This window comes from Streptomyces albus subsp. chlorinus, assembly GCF_013302895.1.
In the GTDB taxonomy this organism is placed as follows: domain Bacteria; phylum Actinomycetota; class Actinomycetes; order Streptomycetales; family Streptomycetaceae; genus Streptomyces; species Streptomyces chlorinus.
The window spans coordinates 7,337,039-7,356,339 of the sequence record NZ_VJOK01000001.1; the positions used below are offsets into that span (position 1 = coordinate 7,337,039).

The window sequence follows — 19,301 nt, forward strand, 5'->3', positions numbered from 1 at the left end:
GAAGTGCGCCTTACGAACGGGTGGCGGTTCCGCAGCGTGTCTCGGAGGCCTCCCGCATGTGCGCTTCCATGGTCGTACTCCTGTCGTACGGATCGACCTTCCGGCCGTCTTCCGGACCCTCGGCCGCGCCCGCGGCGCCGAACGACGGAACGAAGTAGCCGGTGCGGGGGCCGCATCCGCCGTTGGTGGTGTCCACCTTGTAAGAGACGAGGGAGAAGGTTCCCGGCTCCGTGAGCACCTTGGACGGGTCGTCCCAGCTCATCACGATCTCGCGGCGCACGATGGTGCGTGCGACCTCGTCGCTTCCCCCGGCGGTGCGGACGACCGGGTAGACGAAGGTGACATCGGCGGTCACCTCCAGCGCGCCGCGCTCGCCCTCCCGGTAGGTGATCCGCCCTCGCGTCTTGACGACGTCTCCGACCAGGCGTGCCCTCGACTTCGCGAAGCGGCTGAAGAGCAGCAGCGGATCGTCCTCGCGGCTGGGCGCGCTGAACGCCTTCCTCACGTACGTCTGAACGTCCTGCTGCTTGGGGTTGAGCAACGCGAGCGCCTTCCGAGGGCGTTCCCCGCTCAGCACCGCGCGGTCCAGGCTGGAGGCGGCGAGGAAGTCGCGGGAGCGGCCGAGGGCGCGGGAGACCTCGTCCTTGCTCATCCAGCCGGTGGCGCGGGCCGGGGGCAGGTGAATCCCCGCCGTACCGTCGGCCCACCGCGCCGCGGGCGACCCGCGGAACGGCTCCTCGACGGTGGGCTGCCGGACCGCCGCCTCCGTCGCCGGCGGCTGATCCGGGCGGCGCGACTCGTCGGCGAGCGGCGCACCGCCGCCGTCACCGCCTCCGAACCACCCGGTCACCCTCCCCCCGCCCAAAGCGGCGGTCAGCATGACGACCGCGGCCACCAGGGCCATCACATACCACCCCTTCGACCGCCTTTGCCGGGCAGGGCGGTACGTCCGCCACCCCTCCGGCCGGCCGGGTTCCTCTCGCAGCCGCCGTGCCACCATCCGGGCCCGCGCGGACGGTTCCTTGGGAGCCTCCGGCGACCCGGCCTCGGCCTCCCGCAGGAAACGCTCCCACTCCTCGTCCGATATGGACGGCCCGTCCTTGTCCACGACCGTGCTCCTCTTCCCCTATATCCGGCCCCGTGGGCCAGTTTTTCCGCGTATCATCACACGGCTGATCCACCTCTCCCACTCCAGGTGGCCTGCTGAACGGGGCGCCCATCCTCTTCCGGAGGTGCCATGCGGAGCAGTGAGTTACGCGCCGTCAGCGTGTTCGCCTCGGTCGTGCTGGCGATCGCCGGCCTGGGTGCCGTCTCCGGGTGCGGAGACCGGCGGGACGCCGACGGCGGCACACGGGAGGAAGCAGCCGACGATTCGAGGGAACGGGCCCGCCGCGCCCGGCAGGTCGCCGCCGCATGGGACGGAGCGGCCGCGACTGCCGCATGGCGCGCCGGGGCTACCACCCCATGGACGACGTGGTCCAGCCACCAGAGGGCGGCTTCCGCACCGGGGACGACAAAAAAGGGCCTTCAGCCACCACAGTTTCGTTCTGCGTGCGGAGCTGCCCGCTGCCGAGCCGGAGGATGGACGGGTGTCCGGCGACGGTCGTTCGATGACTGTGGCGGTCCTCCACGGTGTCTGCGACGACGGCCCTGCTGTGGACGTACGGGAAACCACCGGCAACGTGGTGCTGTCCGCCTCCGTCAAGGACCGGAACAGGGGCGGCCTCTGCACCAAGCAGGCCACGTCGCGGCGGCTGACGGTGAAGCTGGACCGGCCTGTGGGCGACCGCGTCGTGCTCGACGCACTCGCTGGACGGCCCATCCCCGGCAAGTCCCCGCACTGGTACTCGCCGAGCTGGAGCTGAGCGCCGAACCGAACCCGCGCTCGGTCTCTAGGCCGGTCGTCGTTGCACGGCGTCCGCGATGACCGCTGTCACGAGGTTGTTGACGGCTTCCGTGGTCGGCGGGCCGGGGTCGCGGTCTGCGAAAAGGAGATGCCCGCCTCCGACCAGGGAGAGGGTGAGGGAGTCGATGTCGGCGTCTGCCGCGATGCGGCCCCGTTCACGCTCGTCGGCCAGATAGGCGGAAATCGCTGTCGCGGCCTCGGCGAGGATCGCGATGCCGCCCCCGGGCCTGGCGTGCCGCAGCCGTGCACGCAACTCGTCCCGGAAGGTGATGAGCGGGATGAGTGCCACCGGAACCGGTTCGAACAGGGTGGCCAGCGCGTTGGTGAGATTGTCGGCCACGGTGCCGGCGCCGGCGGACTCGCGCAGCGCGCTCGCCTGTGCCTCCAGTCGCGCGGCCCGGTCGAGTACGAGATCGGCGAGGAAAGCGTCGAAGTCGGAGAAGTGCCGGTGCAGGACACCTTTGGCGCATCCCGCCTCGTCGGTGACGGCCCGGCTGGTCAGCCCGTTGGGCCCGTCCCGCAGAAGTACGCGTTCGGCAGCGTCGAACAGCTGCTGCCGCGCGTCGCGAAGGTGCACACCTGTCGGCATCACCGCTCCTCTCGCGTTCAACCGCTGCCGGCTCTTGTTGAGTGGGCAGGTGCCCACTAATGTGGGCGCATGACCACTCTACAGGGAGGGCAATCCGAACCGCCTCCGGCCGAGCCGCACAAGGCCCGGCGGATGGCCGAGTCGTTCGGCGCCGACGCCCAACGCTACGACCAGGCCCGGCCCGGTTACCCCGACGCACTGGTGACGCGGATCGTCGCCGGGAGCCCCGGGTCCGACGTCCTCGACGTCGGCTGCGGCACCGGCATCGCAGCCCGTCAGTTCCAGGCGGCCGGCTGCACCGTGCTCGGCATCGAGCCCGACGCGCGGATGGCCGACTTCGCGCGATCCCGTGGACTGCCGGTCGAGGTGGCGACCTTCGAAACCTGGCAGTCGGCCGGCCGGACGTTCGACACGGTGGTTGCCGCCCAGTCGTGGCATTGGGTGGACCCGGCCACCGGCCCCGAGAAGGCGGCACGCGTGCTGCGTCCAGGGGGACGGTTGGCGATCTTCGGGCACGTGTACGAGCCGCCGGCCGAAGTGGCCGAACCGTTCGCCGCGGCCTTCCGGCGGGTGGTGCCCGACTCCCCGCTCCACGGCCAACCGGCCCGCCGTCCGCTCGACCTCTACCAGGCGGCATACACGAAGTTCGCCGACCAGATCCGGGAGACCGGCCAGTTCGAGGAGCCCGAGCAGTGGCGATTCGACTGGGAGCGGCCCTACACCCGTGACCAGTGGCTGGAGTTGCTGCCCACCACCGGCGGTCTCACCCAGCTGCGCCCCGGCCAACGGGCCGAGGTGCTGCACGCGGTCGGGGACGCCATCGACTCCCTGGGCGGACGCTTCACGATGAACTACACCACCCTGGCCGCGACCGCCGTACGCGTCGGCGCCCCTTCCTGAGCGTCCCCGACGCCGGCCTCACAACGGCGGACGCGTCCCGCAGCGCGCCCAGCACGCACAACTTGTACGGGACACCGCCCCGCCACCTGGTGGTCAGGGCCGGTGTCCCGTATGTGCGTGCCCTGCTCAGGTGGAGAAGCGTGTGCGAGTAGAAGAGAAGCGTCTGCGAGTACAGGCGAAGGTGTCGCGTTCGGCCACGCCCGGGAGCGGGCACGGCGAGTGGCTTGCGGGAACTGCCGGACCGGCGTTGGCGGGTCGCGAAGTCGGTCGCGCTCACGGCGGCACCCGGGCGGCATCTCCTACGAGGTCGGCCCGTTGCGGAACGTGCCGTCGCGAAGCGAGGTACTGCGATGCAACGACGGTGACCCGCTGAGCGATGAGGAACTGGCCGAAGCGGAGGCGGATCTTGAGGGAGCGGAGTTGGAGGAGGACCTGATGAGCGACGGCTGGGAGCTGATCATGGCCCGCCCCTTCGAGGAACGGCCGTACGCCGACATCACCTTCACGGTGACGGACGCCCGCTACCTCAAGCACCTCACCCCCGGCCTCCACTGGCGTACGGCTGTCTGGCGTTAGGCCGGAGCCCCCCGTCCCAGCTCCCGGGCCGCCTCCGGCGCGCGCCGGGGCGGTGACGGTGCACCCAGCGCCGGTGACTACCCTCGTCCCACCGCCGACCTGGAACATGGCCGCCGACCTGGAATACGAGGGAGCAGACTGTGCGTGATACCGCTGTGACGCCCGAGGGCGACAAGATGCGCTGGGTCGAGCTGCCGGGGCAGGAGCCGCCACGCGTCTACGTCCACGGACTGGGTGCCACTTCGCCTGCCTACTTCACGGAGGTGGCGGTCCACCCGCTGCTGGCCGGCCGCCGTTCGCTGCTGATCGACCTGCTCGGGCACGGCATCAGCGACCGGCCGACGGGTTTCGACTACACCCTGGAATCGCACGCGGACGCCCTTGCCGCAGCCTTGACCCACGCGGGCGTCACCGGTGCCGAGCTGATCGCGCACAGCATGGGCGGCTCGGTGGCCATCGTCCTGGCCACCCGGCATCCGCAACTGGTTTCCCGGCTGGTCCTGGTCGACGCCAACCTCGACCCCATTCCGCCCAGGCCCGCTTCCGCGGGCAGCAGCGGCATCGCCGCGTATTCCGAGCAGGAGTTCCTCGCGGGCGGCTGGGAGGAGACCCGGGACCGTGCCGGTTCCCACTGGTGGTCCACGATGCGCCTGGCCGGCCGTGAAGCCCTGCATCGCAGCGCGGTCCACCTCACCCGTGGCACCGTCCCCACCATGCGCGAGCTTCTGCTGGACCTGAAGATACCCCGCACCTACCTGCTGCCCGAGGCCGATGGCGCCCTCCCGGGTGCCGACGCGCTCACCGAGGCCGGGGTGGCCGTGGTCCCGGTCCCGGACTGCGGACACAACATCATGCTGGACAACCCGGAGGGCTTCGTCCGCGCCACCGCGGCGGCGCTCAAGGGGCGAGACGAGCGGTGATCGGCCAGGAGTCCCTTCATCCAGGCCCTGTGGCCGCCGTCGGGGAACACGGCGAGTGAGGGGGGCGGCGGATTCGCGTCTTGTCAGGGGTCGGTCAAAACGGGATAGTGCCGATGTCGTGCACGTGAACTGGCACTCACGCGGGGGGTCGGCCATGGGACCCATCAAGCGCTCAACGGCGGCAGGCGTGGCGACCGTGCTCTCAGCGGTCACGCTGATCGGCTGCGGAACCGAGGGAAGGATCCAGGACTACGACACCGTGAGCGTCTGGCCGGCCGCAGACCCCAGAGGCCGCCAACCGATCGGCCAGCTCACGACGCGGTCCAAAGTGACCGTCAAGTGCGTCTCGCGCGGCCACGTGGACGCGAACGGCATGGGCTACGGCGACATGTACAAAATCGACTTCAACGACGGTGACGGCTATATCGATACGAGCACCTCGATTCTGACCGATGACGGTGAACTGAGCCCCGAGAACGTGGACGAGTGCTGAACCTGCCTGTCCATGTCACCGCCTGGCGCGGTGCGAGGGAGCGGCCGAGGTGTGTAAGGATCAGCCGGCCCGCCCCGGCCTTGCGCACCGTAGCGCCGGTGTCCTCGGGCGTGTGGTGCGCCTGCTCGCCGCGACAGGTGCACTGCGGCGCGGTCGGCCTCGCCCAGCAGGACGTCGCATCCCTACGAGGCAGCCCGAGCACGGGTTGTCCGCGCTCGGGCAGGGCGTCGCACAGCCCAGGACCGTGAGGCGGAGTAGGACGTCGCTCATCTCGCGGCTGGTGGGCGGCCATGGCGAGAGTCACGGCTGGTCGCCGGCCATCGCGAGGGTGCCGTCGATGAGGTCGCGCAGCTGGGAGCGGGCGGTGATGCCCAGCTTGGGAAAGCTGCGGTAGAGGTGCGAGCCGACGGTGCGCGGGGAGAGAAAAAGCTTCTCGCCGATCTCGCGGTTGGTCAGGCCGCGGGCGGCAAGCCTGATGATCTGCTGCTGCTGCGGGGAGAGCTGGGCGAGCGCGTCGGGGGCCGTGTCCGTGACGTCGAGGCCGGCGGCGCGGGATTCGGCCCGGGCCCGCTCGATCCACGGGCGGGCGCCCAGGCGGCGGAAGGTCTCCAGGGCCTCGGTGAGGGGGGCCCGGGCCTCCGCGATGCGCCGGCGGCGCCGCAGCCACTCGGCGAGGTCGAGCAGGGTCTGTGCCCGTTCGAAGGGCCAGTGCGCGAGGACCGGATCGGCCAGGGCGGCCCGGAAGTACGGCTCGGCGTCCTCGGGGTCGGCCAGCAGGCCACGGGCTCGGTCGAGCAGCGCGCGCAGGCGGGGCGAGGCGTTGTCCGCGAGCGCGCGTGCGCACCGTTCGACGAGGGCGGCGGCGTCCTCGCGGTGGCCGCTGCGCACGGCGGCCCCGGCCAGGTCCGCGAGGAGCGGGAAGGAGGCGTGGTAGTGCACGGGCGCGCCATCCGCCGTGAATGCCATGCGCAGTTGGTCGTAGGCGGTCTCGTACGCGCCGTCCGCGATCGCCGCGGCTCCGAGCGCCCGACGGGCATAGACCGAGACCGAACGGCTTTCCAGCGGGTCGACGAGGGAGAGTGCCTCATCCGCCACGGCGCGGGCTGCCGTCGTATCCCCCAGCAAGGCCAGTACGGTGGCGTCCACGGTGGCGGCACAGGCCACGGCGTGATCGAGGCCGGCTGCCCGGCCGACCGCGATGGTGCGGGCGCAGGCTTCCCTGGCCTGGTCCCACCGTCCTCGTTCCACATAGGCCCAGGCGACCGCGCCGCCCAGGCCCTCCGGCAGCGCTCCCTGCGAGTCCCAGCGGTCGAAGGCGTTGTCGAGGGCGCGGACGGCCTGCGGGGTCTCGTCCAGCAACCACGCCATGATGCCGACGGTGGTCAGCTGCTCCGGCCGGGCTTCGGCTCCGGCGGCCAACCACGGGAGCAGGGGGGTGAGTTCGGCTCGGTTGCCGAAGGGGTCCGTCACGGCTGTCACCCAGGTGCGCAAGCCCGCGGCTGCGGCGTCCTCGGGAAGGCGTTGCAGAATGTCCTGGACGCGGCGGCGCTGGGTGTCCTCTCCTGAGTAGAAGCCGACCACGGCGGCATCGGCCAGGAGGCCCAGCGCGGCGGTGGGCCGGGAGGCGGCCCATGTCTCGGCGGTGTCGGCCAGCCGGGAGAAAACAGTGCTGTGGTGCAGGGTCAGGATCGCCAGCCGGCCGGCCTGCACGGTGGCGGAAGCCAGCAGCGACGGGTCATCCGTGCGCGCGCGGGCGGCGGCGGCCAGTTCCTCGACCCATCCGAGGTCACCGGTGAACACGGCCGCTGAAGCCGCCTCGACCAGCAGCCGGGCGCTGTCGTCGGACCGAGGCGCAAGCTCCGCCGCACGCTGGAAAGCCTTGGCCGCTGCCGCGTGGCCGCCGCGGCGGCGGGCCCGGGTGGCGGTGCGCTCCAGCTCGGCCGACACGGCGGCGTCCGGGCCCGGGCAGGCGGCGGCCAGATGCCAGGCCCGCCGGTCCGGTTCGTCCCGCAGCAGTTCGGCGAGCGTGCGATGAGCCTCGTGCCGGGCACGCGCGGGGGCGGCGTGGTACACGGCCGAGCGGACCAGTGGATGGCGGAACCGCAGGTCCCGGCCGCTGCGCCGGACCAGTCCGGCCCGCTCGGCGGGCAGCCAGACGTCGCCCTCGGTGTCCGGCAGCCCGGCCGTGACGACGGCCGGGGAGTCGATGCTGTCCAAGGCGGCCATGAGCAGCAGTGCCCGCGTCGTATCGGCGGGCAGACCGTCGAGGCGAGCGGCGAAGATCCGCTCCAGACGCTCGGTGAGGGGGAGTGGGCCCGCGGACGGCAGCCCTGGGGCAGCGTCCTGGGCGGTGGCCGCTCTGGCGAGTTCCACCAGTGCCAGGGGGTTGCCGCCCGCTTGGTCGAGGACGCGCCTGCGGGTGTGACCGGTGGGACTCCGCGGTTGCTGGTCCAGCAGCCGGTTCGCCGCGGCGTCGTCGAGCGGTTCGAGGACGAGCGTGGGCGTGTGCCGGTCGAACCCCGCGATGTGGCCGCCGTCACGGGCTGCGATCAGCATCGTGACCGGTTCGCCTTCGAGCCGCCGGGCGGCGAAGGAAAGCGCTTCCAGTGAGGCACGGTCGCACCACTGGGCATCGTCGAGCACCAGGAGGGCGGGCCGCCGGTCGCCCAGGGCCGAGAGCAGGCTCAGCACGGCGACCCCGGTCAAGAGCCGATCGGGTGCGCTCTCATACCGGGGCGCGGCCGGTCCCGTACCGAGGGCGTCCTGTAGCGCGGTGCGCTGCCTTTCCGGAAGTCCGTCCACCTCCGCCAGCACCGGACGCAGCAACTGGTGCAGGGCGGAGAAGGGCAGGTTCGCCTCCGCCTCGCTGCCTTCGGCGCGCAGTACGCGGCCACCGCTCGCCTCGGCCCGGCATGCCGCACGGCGCAGCAGCGTGCTCTTCCCCGTGCCCATGCCACCGACGAGCATCACGACCGACCCGGCTGCCGTCGATTCGACCGCACGGAAAAGACGCCCCAGCTCCGCGTCCCGGCCGACGAGTGGCTCATCAGGATCCGGCTCCGGTCCCGTGACCGCACCGAGGGCGTGTGTGTGCGGCCGCTGCTCGACCACGAGACCTCCACGAGCCATGGCTCACAAACGGAGCCGCCTTGCCTTGCCCCGCCCAGGCTACAAGCGGCGGACCCGTCCCCGGCTGACGCACAGGTGCAGTCCCGTGAGGGATACCCCGGCCGCCGAGGCCGCTCGTGCGGTTCGAGAAATCCCCCGAGTAGCCAAGGACGACTCATGGACCACACCACGCTCGGCAATGTCGGCGTCATGCCGAACGAGGAACCACCATGCGCATCGACACCCACTGGCCCCGGACCAACGACCCCCGAAGCCAGGAACGACAAGCCTGGAACTGACCCCCCGTACGCATGGGGACGGGGATGGAAGCGGCTGGTCGGGCCGGTTCCTGCGCCCCGACCAGCCGACCCATGCGCCTCAGATGATGGGGCTGGTATAGACCTTCGTGTATGCCTGGTTGCCGACGAAGGGCTTGTTGACGGCCCAGAGGTCGGCGTACTGGTACTCCGGCACGTCGAAGCTGCATTTCACCCAGCCGCCGGCAGCGCCGCGGTTGTTGAAGCACTCGCGGCCCCACTTCGCCGGAAGCCGCGACTTGAGCGTGCCCGCGACGGAGTCGCCGTTCGCCTTCGTGTCCTTGACGTAGACGGCGTCTCCGTTCGCGACGAAGCACGCCTTGGCACCGGTCGTCGACACGCACGTGGCGCCCGACGGGGGCGCGCCGCTCGGGGAGCCGGTCGCGGCCGCTGCCGCGGTCGCCGTCCCGGCGGTGATGAGTATCGCCGCGGGAAGCGCGATTATCGCGCGCCCAAGTCTTCTCATGTTTTCTCCCGTTGTCAGTGCTCTTCATGCCGAGCCGGCTCGTGACATTGAACATCATGCGGTGGGCACGGTCGCGATCACCCCGAGCGCGGAGCGGGGAGAGACCGCACGCCGCTGCGCTGACGGCTTCCCACTCCCCGTAACCACGCGCGGCCCGCTCGGACGGACGCTCTCTTCGAGGCGCTGCGCGCGTCAATCGCGTCGCGCGGACTGGCACATCGGGTTCACGCCGGCCAACGCGGAGGACGCCGTCGGGAAGGTCTTGGCCGGGCACTCCGGGCGATGTGCCGTGTCGGTCTCCGAGTTCGCTTCTGAGAACCTCCTCGATCAGGTGCTCAGCGCGCTCGACCTGGACCCGGCCATGCCGCCCTTTCGCGGGGATACCTTCGGGCAGGCGGACGGCGGCCCCTGGGTGGGTGGGGCTTCTGGCGGGGCCGCCGTCCACCAGGATGCTGCCTCGCGCTCTCGTCATGCTCGAGAGCAGGGTGGCGGGGGCGCCGCGGCCGTTTCCCGTGCGGGGGAGCTGGTTCGGGGGAGCACCGCTGGGCCTTTCAGGCGGACCAGCCTCCTGTCCGTGTTTGGTGACGCGCATCATGGCGAGGAAGGTTTCAGGGGCCTTCTCGATGCCGTCGGCGGCGGTTTCCTCCGTGCGCGGGGTGTGCGGGGATCCCGTCGCTCAGTCGGCTCGCCGCTGTGCCGGTCCACGCGGGGAAGAGGCCGACGTGGCTGGTCACCGGCGTGCCGTGCTGTGTGACCTCCCCAGAAGCGGCCGGGAACAGGTTCCGCCTGCCGCGGAGCCGCGTAGGGGCGACGCCTTGTGTCTCAAGCCGTCCTTGCCGCATCGAGAGCGGCGGCGACGAAGGAGGCGACCAACGGGCGGCGGTCGTTCTGTGCCCAGGCGAGGACGAGTTCGCTGTGGGGGGCGTCGGTCACGGGCCGGTAGACGAGGTCGGGGTGCGGGGGCTGGGCCAGCGAGCGGGGCAGTATCGCGAGGGTGCGCCCCAACCTGATCATGTGCAGGGCTTCGGCCGCGTCCGTGACCTCGGGCCCTTCACCGCCCTCGGGGGCCCCGGTCCAGCGCACGCCTTTCCAGCGTGGCAGCGTTTCCCGGGCGAGGTCGGCGAGGGTGATCTCTGCCCGTGAGGCGAGCCGGTGGTCCGGCGGCAGGATCGCGACACGTCCTTCGACCGCCAGGGTTTCGTGGTCCAGGCCGGTCAGATCGTCGAACGGCGAGTACAGCAAGGCGACGTCGGCGCGGCCGTCGCGGATGTGATCGGCGCGGTCGGTGGCTCCTCCGAACAGGATGTCCACCTGGCGGGCGTCGGGTTGGCAGGCATAGGCGGCCAGGATGCCGGACAGGAGGTTCGCGTCTCCGCCCGGTTTGATCACCAGGCGCAGGTGGGCTTCCTGATCAGCGGCCCGGCGCGCCTTGGCAGCAGCCGCGCCGACAGCGTTGAGGGCGTGCCGGCCATGGTGCAGGAGTGCCTCGCCCGCGGGGGTGAGGGTGACGCTCCTGCTGGAGCGCTCCAGCAGGGTCACTCCGAGCCGGGATTCCAGGCGCCGGATCGCTTTGGACAGGGCCGGCTGCGCGATCGCCAGGCGTGCCGCGGCGCGGCCGAAGTGCAGTTCCTCGGCCACGCCGATGAAGTATTCCAGTTCCCGGGTCTCCAGCTCGGCCATACCGGAAGGATACCGTGCGATCCATTCCCAGCAGGCATGGAACGAGAACAAGGAGATCTTGGACGGGGGAGAAAAGGGCCTGTTCAGTGGGCTCATGATTCACCACACGATGATCGTGGCGTTCGACAATCCGATTCCCTCCGACGAGCTGGACCAGTACCTCAAGGAGTTCGAGGAGCTGGTGATGCGCTCCGGCGTGGTCGACTCGTTCGCGGCCCAGCACCACATCCGCGTTCCCGGTGACGACCACGCACCGGTAGCCATCGCCAGCGCCGTCCTGCAACTGCGCTTGGCCGACCTCGATGCCCTGAACGCGACCTTCACCATGCCCGGAGCGGCCGACCTCATCAAGCGCTGGCAGGCCCGTCACCCGTACAAGACCGTCTGGGTCAACCACGCACCTCTGGCATGAGCGGCTACCCCCTTCTGGTATGAGCGGCTACGCCGGCGAAGCCGGTCTTGAGCAGCGAGTCGCCGTGAGCGCGGCGGTCGCGGTCACGGCGGTGCTGCCCGGGGCCGCCGTGGCCGTGCCCTCGACCGTGGCGGGCGCAGCGGGCGACAGCGGAACCGGTGCCCAGAGGATCAGTGTCGCGGCCGACGGCATCCAGGCAGACGGCAACTCCGCCGCTTCTCCTGACCGCCTCCGGCTGGGTGCCGGCGCTCTGCGGAACCACGCTGCTCCCGCGTGCCCACGGGAGCAGCGTGCCTCGTAGAAGGGCTGGGCAGCCGGGGAGCGCCAGGGTTGTCCTGGTGACGGATCCGCCCGGCAACGCCTACGTTCTGCTGTCCGTCAGGCGGCCCGGCCTCGCTTCAGGTGCCGGTCCAGGAACCGGCACCCGTCCTCCAGTTCGAACCACGGGGTGCCGGTGTGCCCTCCCGGGTTGGCGTGCAGCGTCTTCTCCTCGCTGCCGAAGGCGTCGAAGAGGTCGAGGGCACGGTGCCGGGGGTTCCCCCCGTCGTCCCACTGGAGCAAGAACAGCAGCGGAATGGTGACCTGCCGGGCCTCTTCGCGCTGCGCGCGGGGTACGTACCCTCCGGCGAAGAAGCTCGCGGCCGCGATGCGCGGCTCGACCACCGCCAGCCGGATGCCGAGGGCGGCCCACCCTCCGCAGTACCCGACCGGGCCGCCGATCTCGGGCAGCTCGAGGAGGGCGTCCACAGTGGTCTGCCATTCCGGGACCGCATTTGCGACCAGTGGGCCGATGAAGGACTCCAGGATCTCGTCGACCGGCTCGCCGGTCCGCATCGCCCGGCGGAGGTCGGCACGGGCCTGCTCGTCGGCGGCGGACCGGGGCCGGTCACCGCAGCCGGCGGCGTCGATGGTGGCCACCGCGTAACCGCGCGCCGCGGTGTGCCGGGCCCGGGCCACCAGCCGGGGTTCCGCCTTGGGCAGGCCGTTGTTGTGGGCCATCAGGACCAGCGGGGCCGGCGCGGGCCCAGGTGTCCACAGGGTGCCGGGGATCTCGCCGAGGGTGAATGCGCGCTCGATGACACCGTCGTCGAGGCGCTGTTCAGAAGTGAAGTGCACGGTCGTGGCCTTCCGGGAGTGCTCACAGCGGCGCTCCCGGACGATCTACCGCCCGACCGTGACCCCGCAGGGGAGCACCCATGTCGATACTGCGTTCACGGATACCACCTCCTCGTCGTCTCGCACGGCCTCCAGGAGATTAGCCACGGTCACCGTGGCGCGCCAACGGATTATTCGTGGAGGCTCCACTGCCGGATGCCTCTCACCAACGGGGCCGCGGCAAGCGGAGGCCGCACAACCCATGCCCTGGCCATAGGTCACCGCACGTCTCGTTGCGGCACCGACCTGCCGGCCGGCCGACTGCGGCTGCTGTCACAGGCTCAGCAGCAGGTCCCGGACCGCGGCTGGCCGGGACAGGAACGGGTGGTGGCCGGCGTCGAGTTCGACGACGCTGTCGGCCCGGCGGGCGAATTCACGCTGTAGGCGCGGCGGGGTGCCCCGGTCCTGGGCGCAGACGAGATAGGTCGAGGGCACCTGTTGCCAGGCGGCCGCTTTGACCGGCTGCCCTGTCACCCGCACGCTCTGCCGCGCGAGGTGGTCCGCCGCCTGTGTCTGGATCGCGGGGTCGCAGTCCTGCAGGAAGGTGTCCACGAAGAGTTCGCGACGCACCCCGAAGGTGCCGGCTTCCGGGTCGATGTCGAGGAAGGGGGCGGGTTGCTCGCCTGAGAAATCCGACAGGCTCTGACCGGCCTCGGGCAGGTAGCTGGTGACCAGCACCAGGTGGCGTACCGACTCGAGACCCGCGGCGGCTTCCGCGGTGATGATGCCGCCGTAGCTGTGGGCGACCACGATGGTCGGCTCGTCGCTGTCGAGCAGCGCGTGCCGCACCGCCGCGACGTCCTCGGACAGGCCCGGACCGTCGGTGCCTCCGGGCGGGCCCGCCTCGCCGCAGCTCGGCAGTGCCGGGGTCACGCTCAGCACCCCTCGCTCCCGCAGCAACTCAGCGGTGCGGTGCCACCACCACGATCCATCCCGCACGCATGCTCCATGGACGAACACGACCCTCATGGCCTACTGACTCCTTGATGACGTTTTCTGCGGGAAGTTACCAGCAGTCCCCTCACTCCGAGCCGTGTCGGCGCTCGGGGTTCGAGGGCTGCCGTGCACGATCGACCGCTCAGCTCGACCGGAGGCTCGCCGCGAGGTCCAGGTCGGACATGTCGAGTACGAAGCGGTAGCGGACGTCGTTGCGCCGGAGGCGGTCGAGGGCCTCGTTCACCCGGGCCGAGGGGAGCAGTTCGATGTCGGCGGTGATGCCGTGCTCCCGGCAGAAGTCCAGCATGGCGGCGGTCGCGGGCCTGCCGCCGCTGCCCGCGGAGCTGAGCTTCTTGCGTCCCAGGAGCAGGTCGGTGGTCTCGAGGGTGAGGGGTCCGAGGTGTCCGAGGAGGCTCAGCGTCCCGTCCACGGCGACCAGGCGCAGGTAAGGGCCGAGGTCGTGCGGGGTGGAGATGGTGTCGAGGACGACGTCGAACCGGTCGCGGGCGTCCGCCATCTGTTCCGGATCGGTGGAGACGATGAGGCCGTGGGCACCGAGACGGTGCGCGTCGTCGGCCTTGTCCGGCGAGCGGCTGACGACCGCGGTATCGGCGCCGAGCGCCACCGCGATCTTGACCGCGAGGTGGCCCAGGCCGCCCAGTCCGGCCACGGCGACGCGGGTTCCCGGCCCCGCGCCGAGGGCCCGCAGCGGTTCCCAGACGGTGATCCCGGCGCAGAGCAGCGGAGCGGCGGCGGCCGGGTCCAGTCCGGCGGGAAGGGGGTGGGCGAAGTGCTCGCGGACAACGTACTCGCGGGAGTAGCCCCCCAGGGTGGTCGATCCGTCGTGCCGGTCGGTGCCGTTGTAGGTAAGGGTGGGAAAGGCGTGACAGAAGTTCTCCTGGCCGGCCTGGCACATGGCGCACTCGCCGCACGAGTCCACGATGTTGCCCACCGCGACGGGGTCGCCGGCGGTGAAGCGGGTGACCGCGGAACCGGTCTCGGTCACCACGCCCGTGAACTCGTGTCCGGGCACCAGGGGCCGCCCCCCTTCGCTGTTCTGGGCTTTGACGGCGTGCAGGTCGGAGTGGCAGACACCGCAGTAGTCCACCCGGACGGCGACGTCGTCCGGACGCAGGTCGCGTCGCTCCAGCGGTGCCCGCCGCAGTGTTGACGATGTGCCCTCCACCTGCCAGCCGATGGTGCTCCTCATGGTGCCCCCTTATAAACAGACTGTTCGGTCTGTTCACCGTAGCGTCTCCGGCCTCCCGGGTAAACCGACTGTTCTGTCTGGTAACGTGCCGCCATGGCTGATCAGCCCCTGACCGCGCGTGGAGCCGCGACGTACCAGCGCATCCTCGATGTGGCGACCCGGGAGTTCGCCGAGTACGGGATCGCCGGCGCGCGCGTCGAGCGGATCGTGGCCGCGGCACACACGAACAAGGCGCAGCTCTACGCCTACTTCGGCAGCAAGGAAGGGCTCTTCGACGCCATTTTCTTCGGCTCGCTGGAGCGGATCGTGAATGTCGTCCCGATCGACGCGACCGACCTCGCGGACTGGGCCGTACGCCTCTACGACGAGTATCTTCGCCGTCCCGACCTCATCCGGCTGGCCACTTGGGCACGCCTGGAGCGCCGCCCGGCCGGCCACCTGGTGGACGACCACGACCGTCTCGACGACCAGAAACTGCGCGCCATCGCCGAGGCTCAGGCCGCCGGTTCGGTGCGCCAGGGAGACCCGTTCGACCTCATGGCCATGGTGATCGCCATGTCCATGGCCTGGTCACCGGTCAGCAACGTCTACGCGGCGACGGCGCAGGAGCCCCCCGAAGTGCACGACCAGCGTCGAAGCCTGCTCCGCGAGAGCGTCCGCCGCGCCATGGCAGCCGACCACAACTAGGAGGGCTCCGGAGCTTGTCCTGAGCGCCGGGCAGCCTTCCGTTGTCGCGGACCGTGGCCCGCCCCCCGGGGGTCCGCCGCCGGTCAGCCGTGCGGTGCGCCGCCGACGGTGTCGGGTGCCGCGGCCAGCTCGTGGAGCAGCTCCAGCACGCGCCGCAGATCGGGGTGTTTACCGGTTCCCGTACGGCTGACGGTGAAGAGGGTGCGGGAGACGGGCTGGACCAGTGGGTGGAGGCTGAGGGAGGCGGTGTCGTCCGGCAGTGCCATACGGGGGACGAGGGCGGCGCCCGCTCCCGCGGCCACCAGGGCCGCCAGCACGGAGAAATCGTTGCTCCGGGCCCTGATGTCCGGGACGAACCCGGCCGCGCCGCAGGCACGTTGGACCATCTCGTAGCAGGAGGTCTCCGGCCCGGGGGTCAGCCACGGAAGATGCGCCGTCCGGGACAGGTCCGCCGACTGCCCGGCCGCCAGTCCCAGCGCGTCGGCCTGATGGGGGTGCAGGGCAAGCAGTACCGGTTCCTCCATGAGGACGGCGTGCTCGCAGGCGACGGGGAAACTGCGCGGCAGCACGGTGTAGCTGTGGACCAGGGCGAGGTCGGTTGAGTGCTTGCGCAGTTCGTCGAGGGCTGTGTCGGGTTCCCGGACCGACAGCCGCAGGGACGGCGCACGGGCGGCATCGGCGTCAGCGAGGCGTCGCCACAGGGGCGCGATGAGAGTACGGGCTGCGGAGGCGAAGGCGGTGATCCGTACGATGCCGTGCCGACCGCTCTGCAGGGCGGCCAGCCCGGACTCGGCCGCCGCGAGTTCCGCCAGAACGATGTCGGCGTGGGCCACCAGCAGTTCCCCGGCCGCGGTCAGTCGCAGTGTGCGTCCCTGTTTCTCCACCACAGGCATACCGGCCTCCTTCTGCAAGGCGGCGAGGTGCTGGGAGACGGCCGGCGGGGTCAGATGCAGAGCCTCCGCGGTGGCCGCGACGGTTCCGTATGCGGCCAGGTGCTGGAGGATGCGCAGACGGCGTACGTCAAGCACGGACGGCTCCTTGCTCGGTTCCGAGGGCGGGTGAGGGGAGGGGGAGGGGCGAAGGTGTTGAGGGGGCGAGGATTGAGGGGCGAAGACGCACCGAGTCTCGTGCGACCAGGGGCTCACCCTGTCGATACGGGCCTCACCGTGTCGACACGGGTCTTACCGTGTCGATACGGGGCGGTCGGCCGCTTGGCGGCCAGAGGTGGCCTTCGGCGCACCCTCGCCCTCGGAGGCCGAGGGGCGCTGTGCCTGCCGGTGCCGGTTGATCAGGACCACGCCCGCGATACTGACCGCTCCTCCCACCAGCTCGATGGGGTGGGGCACCTCGCCCAGCCAGACGAGTGAGACGACCAGGGCCACCGGCGGCACCAGGTACAGGGCGGCCGTGGAGGCCGCGAGAGGCAGGCGGGCAACGGCGTAGGCCCAGATGACGAAGCCGAGCGCGGAGGGAAGCAAGCCGAGGTAGCCGGCGGAGGCCAGCGCACCGCCCGGGGCTTGCTGGGCCGCGTGCCAGGTGGCGGGGATGAGCGGCAGAGCGAAGACGGTGCCCGCGACCATCGCGTAGGTGGCGACCTCCAGACCGGTGTAGCGGCGCAGCAGGGGCTTGGTGGCGAAGTGGTACACCCCCTGGAACACCGCGGCGGCCAGGACGATGAGCGCGGAGAGGGTGAAACCGCTGGTGCCCGCGGCCAGGCTGACGATGGCCGCGCCGGCTATCGCGACAATGCTGCCGAGGATGATGTCGCGGCTCAGCCGTTCTTTGAGGAAGAGGTTTCCCAGCAGCACGCTGAAGACGGGGGCGGTCGCGATCAGCAGGCTCGCCGTTCCGGCCGCCACCTCCACCTCACCCCAGTTGAGCAGGAGTTGGTAGGCGGTGACGCCGGTGGCCCCGCACAAGGCGATCATGGGCAGATCACGGCGCCCGGGCAGACGGACCTTGGCCAGTGGTGCCACGAGCAGCAGCGCCACGGCCGCGATCGCGATCCGCAGGAACGACAGCGCCTCCACGCCGAGGCCGTCGATGCCGATCCGGATGGCGGGGAAGGCCGAGGCCCACAGCACGACAGTGCCGGCCAGAGCAAGGACGTGGGGGGAGGCGATGCGCGGGAACATGCGTCCAGCATTCCCGCCTGAAACGGAAAGTTCTATTTAGTCTTTGTTGCCGAAAAATTCAGTCACGCTTACTTCTGCCGGCTGCCGATTGTCGCCTGCCGCCTGCGATCCGGCCCACAGCCTGCCGACCCTCGTGCTCGGCGCCGTGTACGCGGCACCACGCCGCAGCGCCTGTGCCCGGCGGCGGCGTGAGCGGTGTTCTGCGTGGCGGCGTCCGAAAGGTCTGTGGCGGCGTCCGGAAGATCTTCCGCTTGCCCTGAACCGTACTTGAAGTTCTACGGTCGTCGCATGAACCTGCACAGCTGTGCAGGGCTCCGTATCCGAGGTGACCAGAGGGAATACCCATGACGACCCAGCAGATGTCCGACGCCGAACTCGCCGGGCAGCCCGCCGCCTACTGGACCGGTGTCGCCTACGAGGCGCTCATCGCCTACACCCGTGCCCGGCAGGCCGAAAAGGGGTACACCCAGCCCCAGTTCTGGCTGCTGCGCAACTTGTCGAAGAACGACATCTCTCCCGACGGCACGGGGATGACCCTGGCCGAGCTGCGGGAGGCCATGGCCACCTACATCCGGCCCGAGGACGATCTGGCGGCCGAGGCCGAGGTACTCGTGGAGCGCGGCTGGCTGTCCCGGGACGCCGAGGACCGGTTGTGGCTCACCGAGGAGGGGGAGCAGGCCCGCGTCGACCTCGCACGCAACGCCCCCGCGATCCGCGCCGCCCTTCACGAGGGTATCGACGACGCGGACTACGTCACCACGGTGAAGGTGCTCCAGCGGCTCATCCGCAACGCGGGCGGTCCGGTCGTCTGACAGGCCGGGAACGTGGACCGGGGCCGATGGGGGCGGGGGCTGGGGGCTCTCGCCGGTGCAGGTGGCGCGCATGCTCCGGCGGGCGGCGACCGGTCCGCCGCCCATGAGCAGGCCGAGCTCGGCGGTGAGGGTGAGGGCGATGGCGTTGTCACCGAAGGCGGCAGCCATGGCCGAACGCCCCTCGGCCCGCACCCCACGGGAACCCGCGGCGCGTCAGCCTGCTCGCTCCGGGACCCGGGCCCCGCACCAAGGGCGGGCAAGACGCCGCAGCTCTTCGGCCTCGCGCCGGCTGGGTGGGGAGACCTCGGCCGACGCTGTGCTGTGAGCCGACACCTCAGGCGATCTCGCTCTCGATGTAGGTGAGTTGAGCGGCGAGGATCTCTTCGAATGCGGCCTTGCGGTCTGCTCCGAGGGGACGGATGTCGCGGGCGTAGTGGGCCAGGGCGGGGAAGCGTTCGGGGTCGGCGCCGAGCACCGCGACGCGGAACTGCTCCAGGCCCTGTTCATACTCCTCGGCGCTGGTCGTGGCGAACCCCGCCTCGGAGGTGATCAGCGCGGCGATGAGGATCACGACGCGGTGGTAGCGCGCCGGGACGTGTGCGTCGGGCAGGCCCGATGTGCGCAGGGCTTGCAGCAGCTCTTCCATGAGCAGCCGTGATCCGGTGCCGCCGGACCCGTAGCGTCCCCATACCGCGGCGAGTTCGGGTTGCTCGCCGAAGGCCTCGCGCATGCGCAAAGCCAGGTTGGTGATGCGCTGTTTCCAGTCGCCCTCGGGGCGGTAGCCGTCCATGGCGGTCAGCAGGATGCGGTCGGCGACCGCGCGCAGCAGTTCGGTCTTGTTGCGGAAGTGCCGGTAGAGGCTGGAGGAGTCGGTCCCGAGCGCCGCGGCGAGTTTGCGCACGCTGAACGACTCGGCGTCGCTCGTGCGCAGCAATTCCGCCGCCGTGCCGAGGATCTCCTCGGTCGACCATCGCCTTCGGCCCGTCATCTCGCCCCTCT

Annotated in this window: 19 protein-coding genes; 8 read left to right on the forward strand and 11 right to left on the reverse strand. The window is 70.9% G+C overall.

What is annotated here, in order from left to right:
• Positions 1–10: 10 nt before the first annotated feature.
• Positions 11–1,108: a hypothetical protein gene (locus FM076_RS31780; protein ID WP_173874276.1), complete on the reverse strand. Its 1,098-nt coding sequence runs from the start codon at positions 1,106–1,108 to the stop codon at positions 11–13.
• 502 nt (positions 1,109–1,610) lie between these two features.
• Between FM076_RS31780 and FM076_RS34455 the strand changes: the two genes are divergently transcribed.
• Entirely contained in the window at positions 1,611–1,865 is a 255-nt protein-coding gene (locus FM076_RS34455; protein ID WP_243274697.1) for a hypothetical protein, read from the forward strand.
• Between the two features lie 27 nt (positions 1,866–1,892).
• Here the strand turns inward: FM076_RS34455 and FM076_RS31790 are convergent, their stop codons facing one another.
• On the reverse strand, positions 1,893–2,495 hold the full coding sequence (locus FM076_RS31790) for a TetR/AcrR family transcriptional regulator (protein WP_173874277.1): 603 nt from the start codon (positions 2,493–2,495) through the stop codon (positions 1,893–1,895).
• Positions 2,496–2,564: 69 nt separating this feature from the next.
• Between FM076_RS31790 and FM076_RS31795 the strand changes: the two genes are divergently transcribed.
• The 4 genes from FM076_RS31795 to FM076_RS31810 all read left to right on the forward strand — a co-directional run bounded on the left by FM076_RS31795 (position 2,565) and on the right by FM076_RS31810 (position 5,384).
• Positions 2,565–3,395: a class I SAM-dependent methyltransferase gene (locus FM076_RS31795; protein ID WP_202034941.1), complete on the forward strand. Its 831-nt coding sequence runs from the start codon at positions 2,565–2,567 to the stop codon at positions 3,393–3,395.
• Between the two features lie 324 nt (positions 3,396–3,719).
• The gene (locus FM076_RS31800; RefSeq protein WP_173874278.1) at positions 3,720–3,971 is read left to right on the forward strand and encodes a hypothetical protein; all 252 of its coding nucleotides are present in this window, start codon (positions 3,720–3,722) and stop codon (positions 3,969–3,971) included.
• Positions 3,972–4,111: 140 nt separating this feature from the next.
• A complete protein-coding gene (locus FM076_RS31805; protein ID WP_173874279.1) occupies positions 4,112–4,891 on the forward strand; it encodes an alpha/beta fold hydrolase in 780 nt (259 codons plus the stop codon).
• 154 nt (positions 4,892–5,045) lie between these two features.
• Entirely contained in the window at positions 5,046–5,384 is a 339-nt protein-coding gene (locus FM076_RS31810; RefSeq protein WP_173874280.1) for a hypothetical protein, read from the forward strand.
• A gap of 300 nt (positions 5,385–5,684) precedes the next feature.
• On the opposite strand, the gene FM076_RS31815 is transcribed toward FM076_RS31810, so the two are convergent.
• The 3 genes from FM076_RS31815 to FM076_RS31825 all read right to left on the reverse strand — a co-directional run bounded on the left by FM076_RS31815 (position 5,685) and on the right by FM076_RS31825 (position 10,955).
• Complete coding sequence (locus tag FM076_RS31815) at positions 5,685–8,513, reverse strand: helix-turn-helix transcriptional regulator (protein ID WP_173874281.1); 2,829 nt, start codon at positions 8,511–8,513, stop codon at positions 5,685–5,687.
• Positions 8,514–8,870: 357 nt separating this feature from the next.
• The gene (locus FM076_RS31820; RefSeq protein WP_173874282.1) at positions 8,871–9,275 is read right to left on the reverse strand and encodes a hypothetical protein; all 405 of its coding nucleotides are present in this window, start codon (positions 9,273–9,275) and stop codon (positions 8,871–8,873) included.
• An 822-nt stretch (positions 9,276–10,097) separates the two neighbouring features.
• Positions 10,098–10,955 (reverse strand): LysR family transcriptional regulator, encoded by an 858-nt coding sequence (locus FM076_RS31825; protein WP_173874283.1) that lies wholly within the window; start codon positions 10,953–10,955, stop codon positions 10,098–10,100.
• Positions 10,956–11,049: 94 nt separating this feature from the next.
• Here FM076_RS31825 and FM076_RS31830 point away from each other — a divergent pair, with 94 nt between their 5' ends.
• On the forward strand, positions 11,050–11,367 hold the full coding sequence (locus tag FM076_RS31830; RefSeq protein ID WP_173874284.1) for a hypothetical protein: 318 nt from the start codon (positions 11,050–11,052) through the stop codon (positions 11,365–11,367).
• 378 nt (positions 11,368–11,745) lie between these two features.
• Here FM076_RS31830 and FM076_RS31835 read toward each other — a convergent pair whose 3' ends face one another.
• The 3 genes from FM076_RS31835 to FM076_RS31845 form a co-directional block, all read right to left on the reverse strand.
• Entirely contained in the window at positions 11,746–12,483 is a 738-nt protein-coding gene (locus FM076_RS31835; RefSeq protein ID WP_173874285.1) for an alpha/beta hydrolase, read from the reverse strand.
• A gap of 312 nt (positions 12,484–12,795) precedes the next feature.
• Positions 12,796–13,491: an alpha/beta fold hydrolase gene (locus FM076_RS31840; RefSeq protein ID WP_173874286.1), complete on the reverse strand. Its 696-nt coding sequence runs from the start codon at positions 13,489–13,491 to the stop codon at positions 12,796–12,798.
• A 109-nt stretch (positions 13,492–13,600) separates the two neighbouring features.
• Positions 13,601–14,668 (reverse strand): NAD(P)-dependent alcohol dehydrogenase, encoded by a 1,068-nt coding sequence (locus FM076_RS31845; RefSeq protein ID WP_173874287.1) that lies wholly within the window; start codon positions 14,666–14,668, stop codon positions 13,601–13,603.
• A 93-nt stretch (positions 14,669–14,761) separates the two neighbouring features.
• Between FM076_RS31845 and FM076_RS31850 the strand changes: the two genes are divergently transcribed.
• Positions 14,762–15,355 carry a TetR family transcriptional regulator gene (locus FM076_RS31850; protein WP_173874288.1) on the forward strand — a complete coding sequence of 198 codons (594 nt, stop codon included), beginning with the start codon at positions 14,762–14,764 and terminating at the stop codon, positions 15,353–15,355.
• 83 nt (positions 15,356–15,438) lie between these two features.
• Here FM076_RS31850 and FM076_RS31855 read toward each other — a convergent pair whose 3' ends face one another.
• Together FM076_RS31855 and FM076_RS31860 are read right to left on the reverse strand one after the other, a co-directional pair.
• Positions 15,439–16,383 carry a LysR substrate-binding domain-containing protein gene (locus FM076_RS31855; protein ID WP_173874289.1) on the reverse strand — a complete coding sequence of 315 codons (945 nt, stop codon included), beginning with the start codon at positions 16,381–16,383 and terminating at the stop codon, positions 15,439–15,441.
• 153 nt (positions 16,384–16,536) lie between these two features.
• A complete protein-coding gene (locus FM076_RS31860) occupies positions 16,537–17,490 on the reverse strand; it encodes a DMT family transporter (protein ID WP_173874290.1) in 954 nt (317 codons plus the stop codon).
• A gap of 344 nt (positions 17,491–17,834) precedes the next feature.
• Between FM076_RS31860 and FM076_RS31865 the strand changes: the two genes are divergently transcribed.
• Positions 17,835–18,302: a MarR family winged helix-turn-helix transcriptional regulator gene (locus FM076_RS31865; protein ID WP_173874291.1), complete on the forward strand. Its 468-nt coding sequence runs from the start codon at positions 17,835–17,837 to the stop codon at positions 18,300–18,302.
• 334 nt (positions 18,303–18,636) lie between these two features.
• Here FM076_RS31865 and FM076_RS31870 read toward each other — a convergent pair whose 3' ends face one another.
• A complete protein-coding gene (locus FM076_RS31870; protein ID WP_173874292.1) occupies positions 18,637–19,290 on the reverse strand; it encodes a TetR/AcrR family transcriptional regulator in 654 nt (217 codons plus the stop codon).
• Positions 19,291–19,301 lie beyond the last annotated feature (11 nt).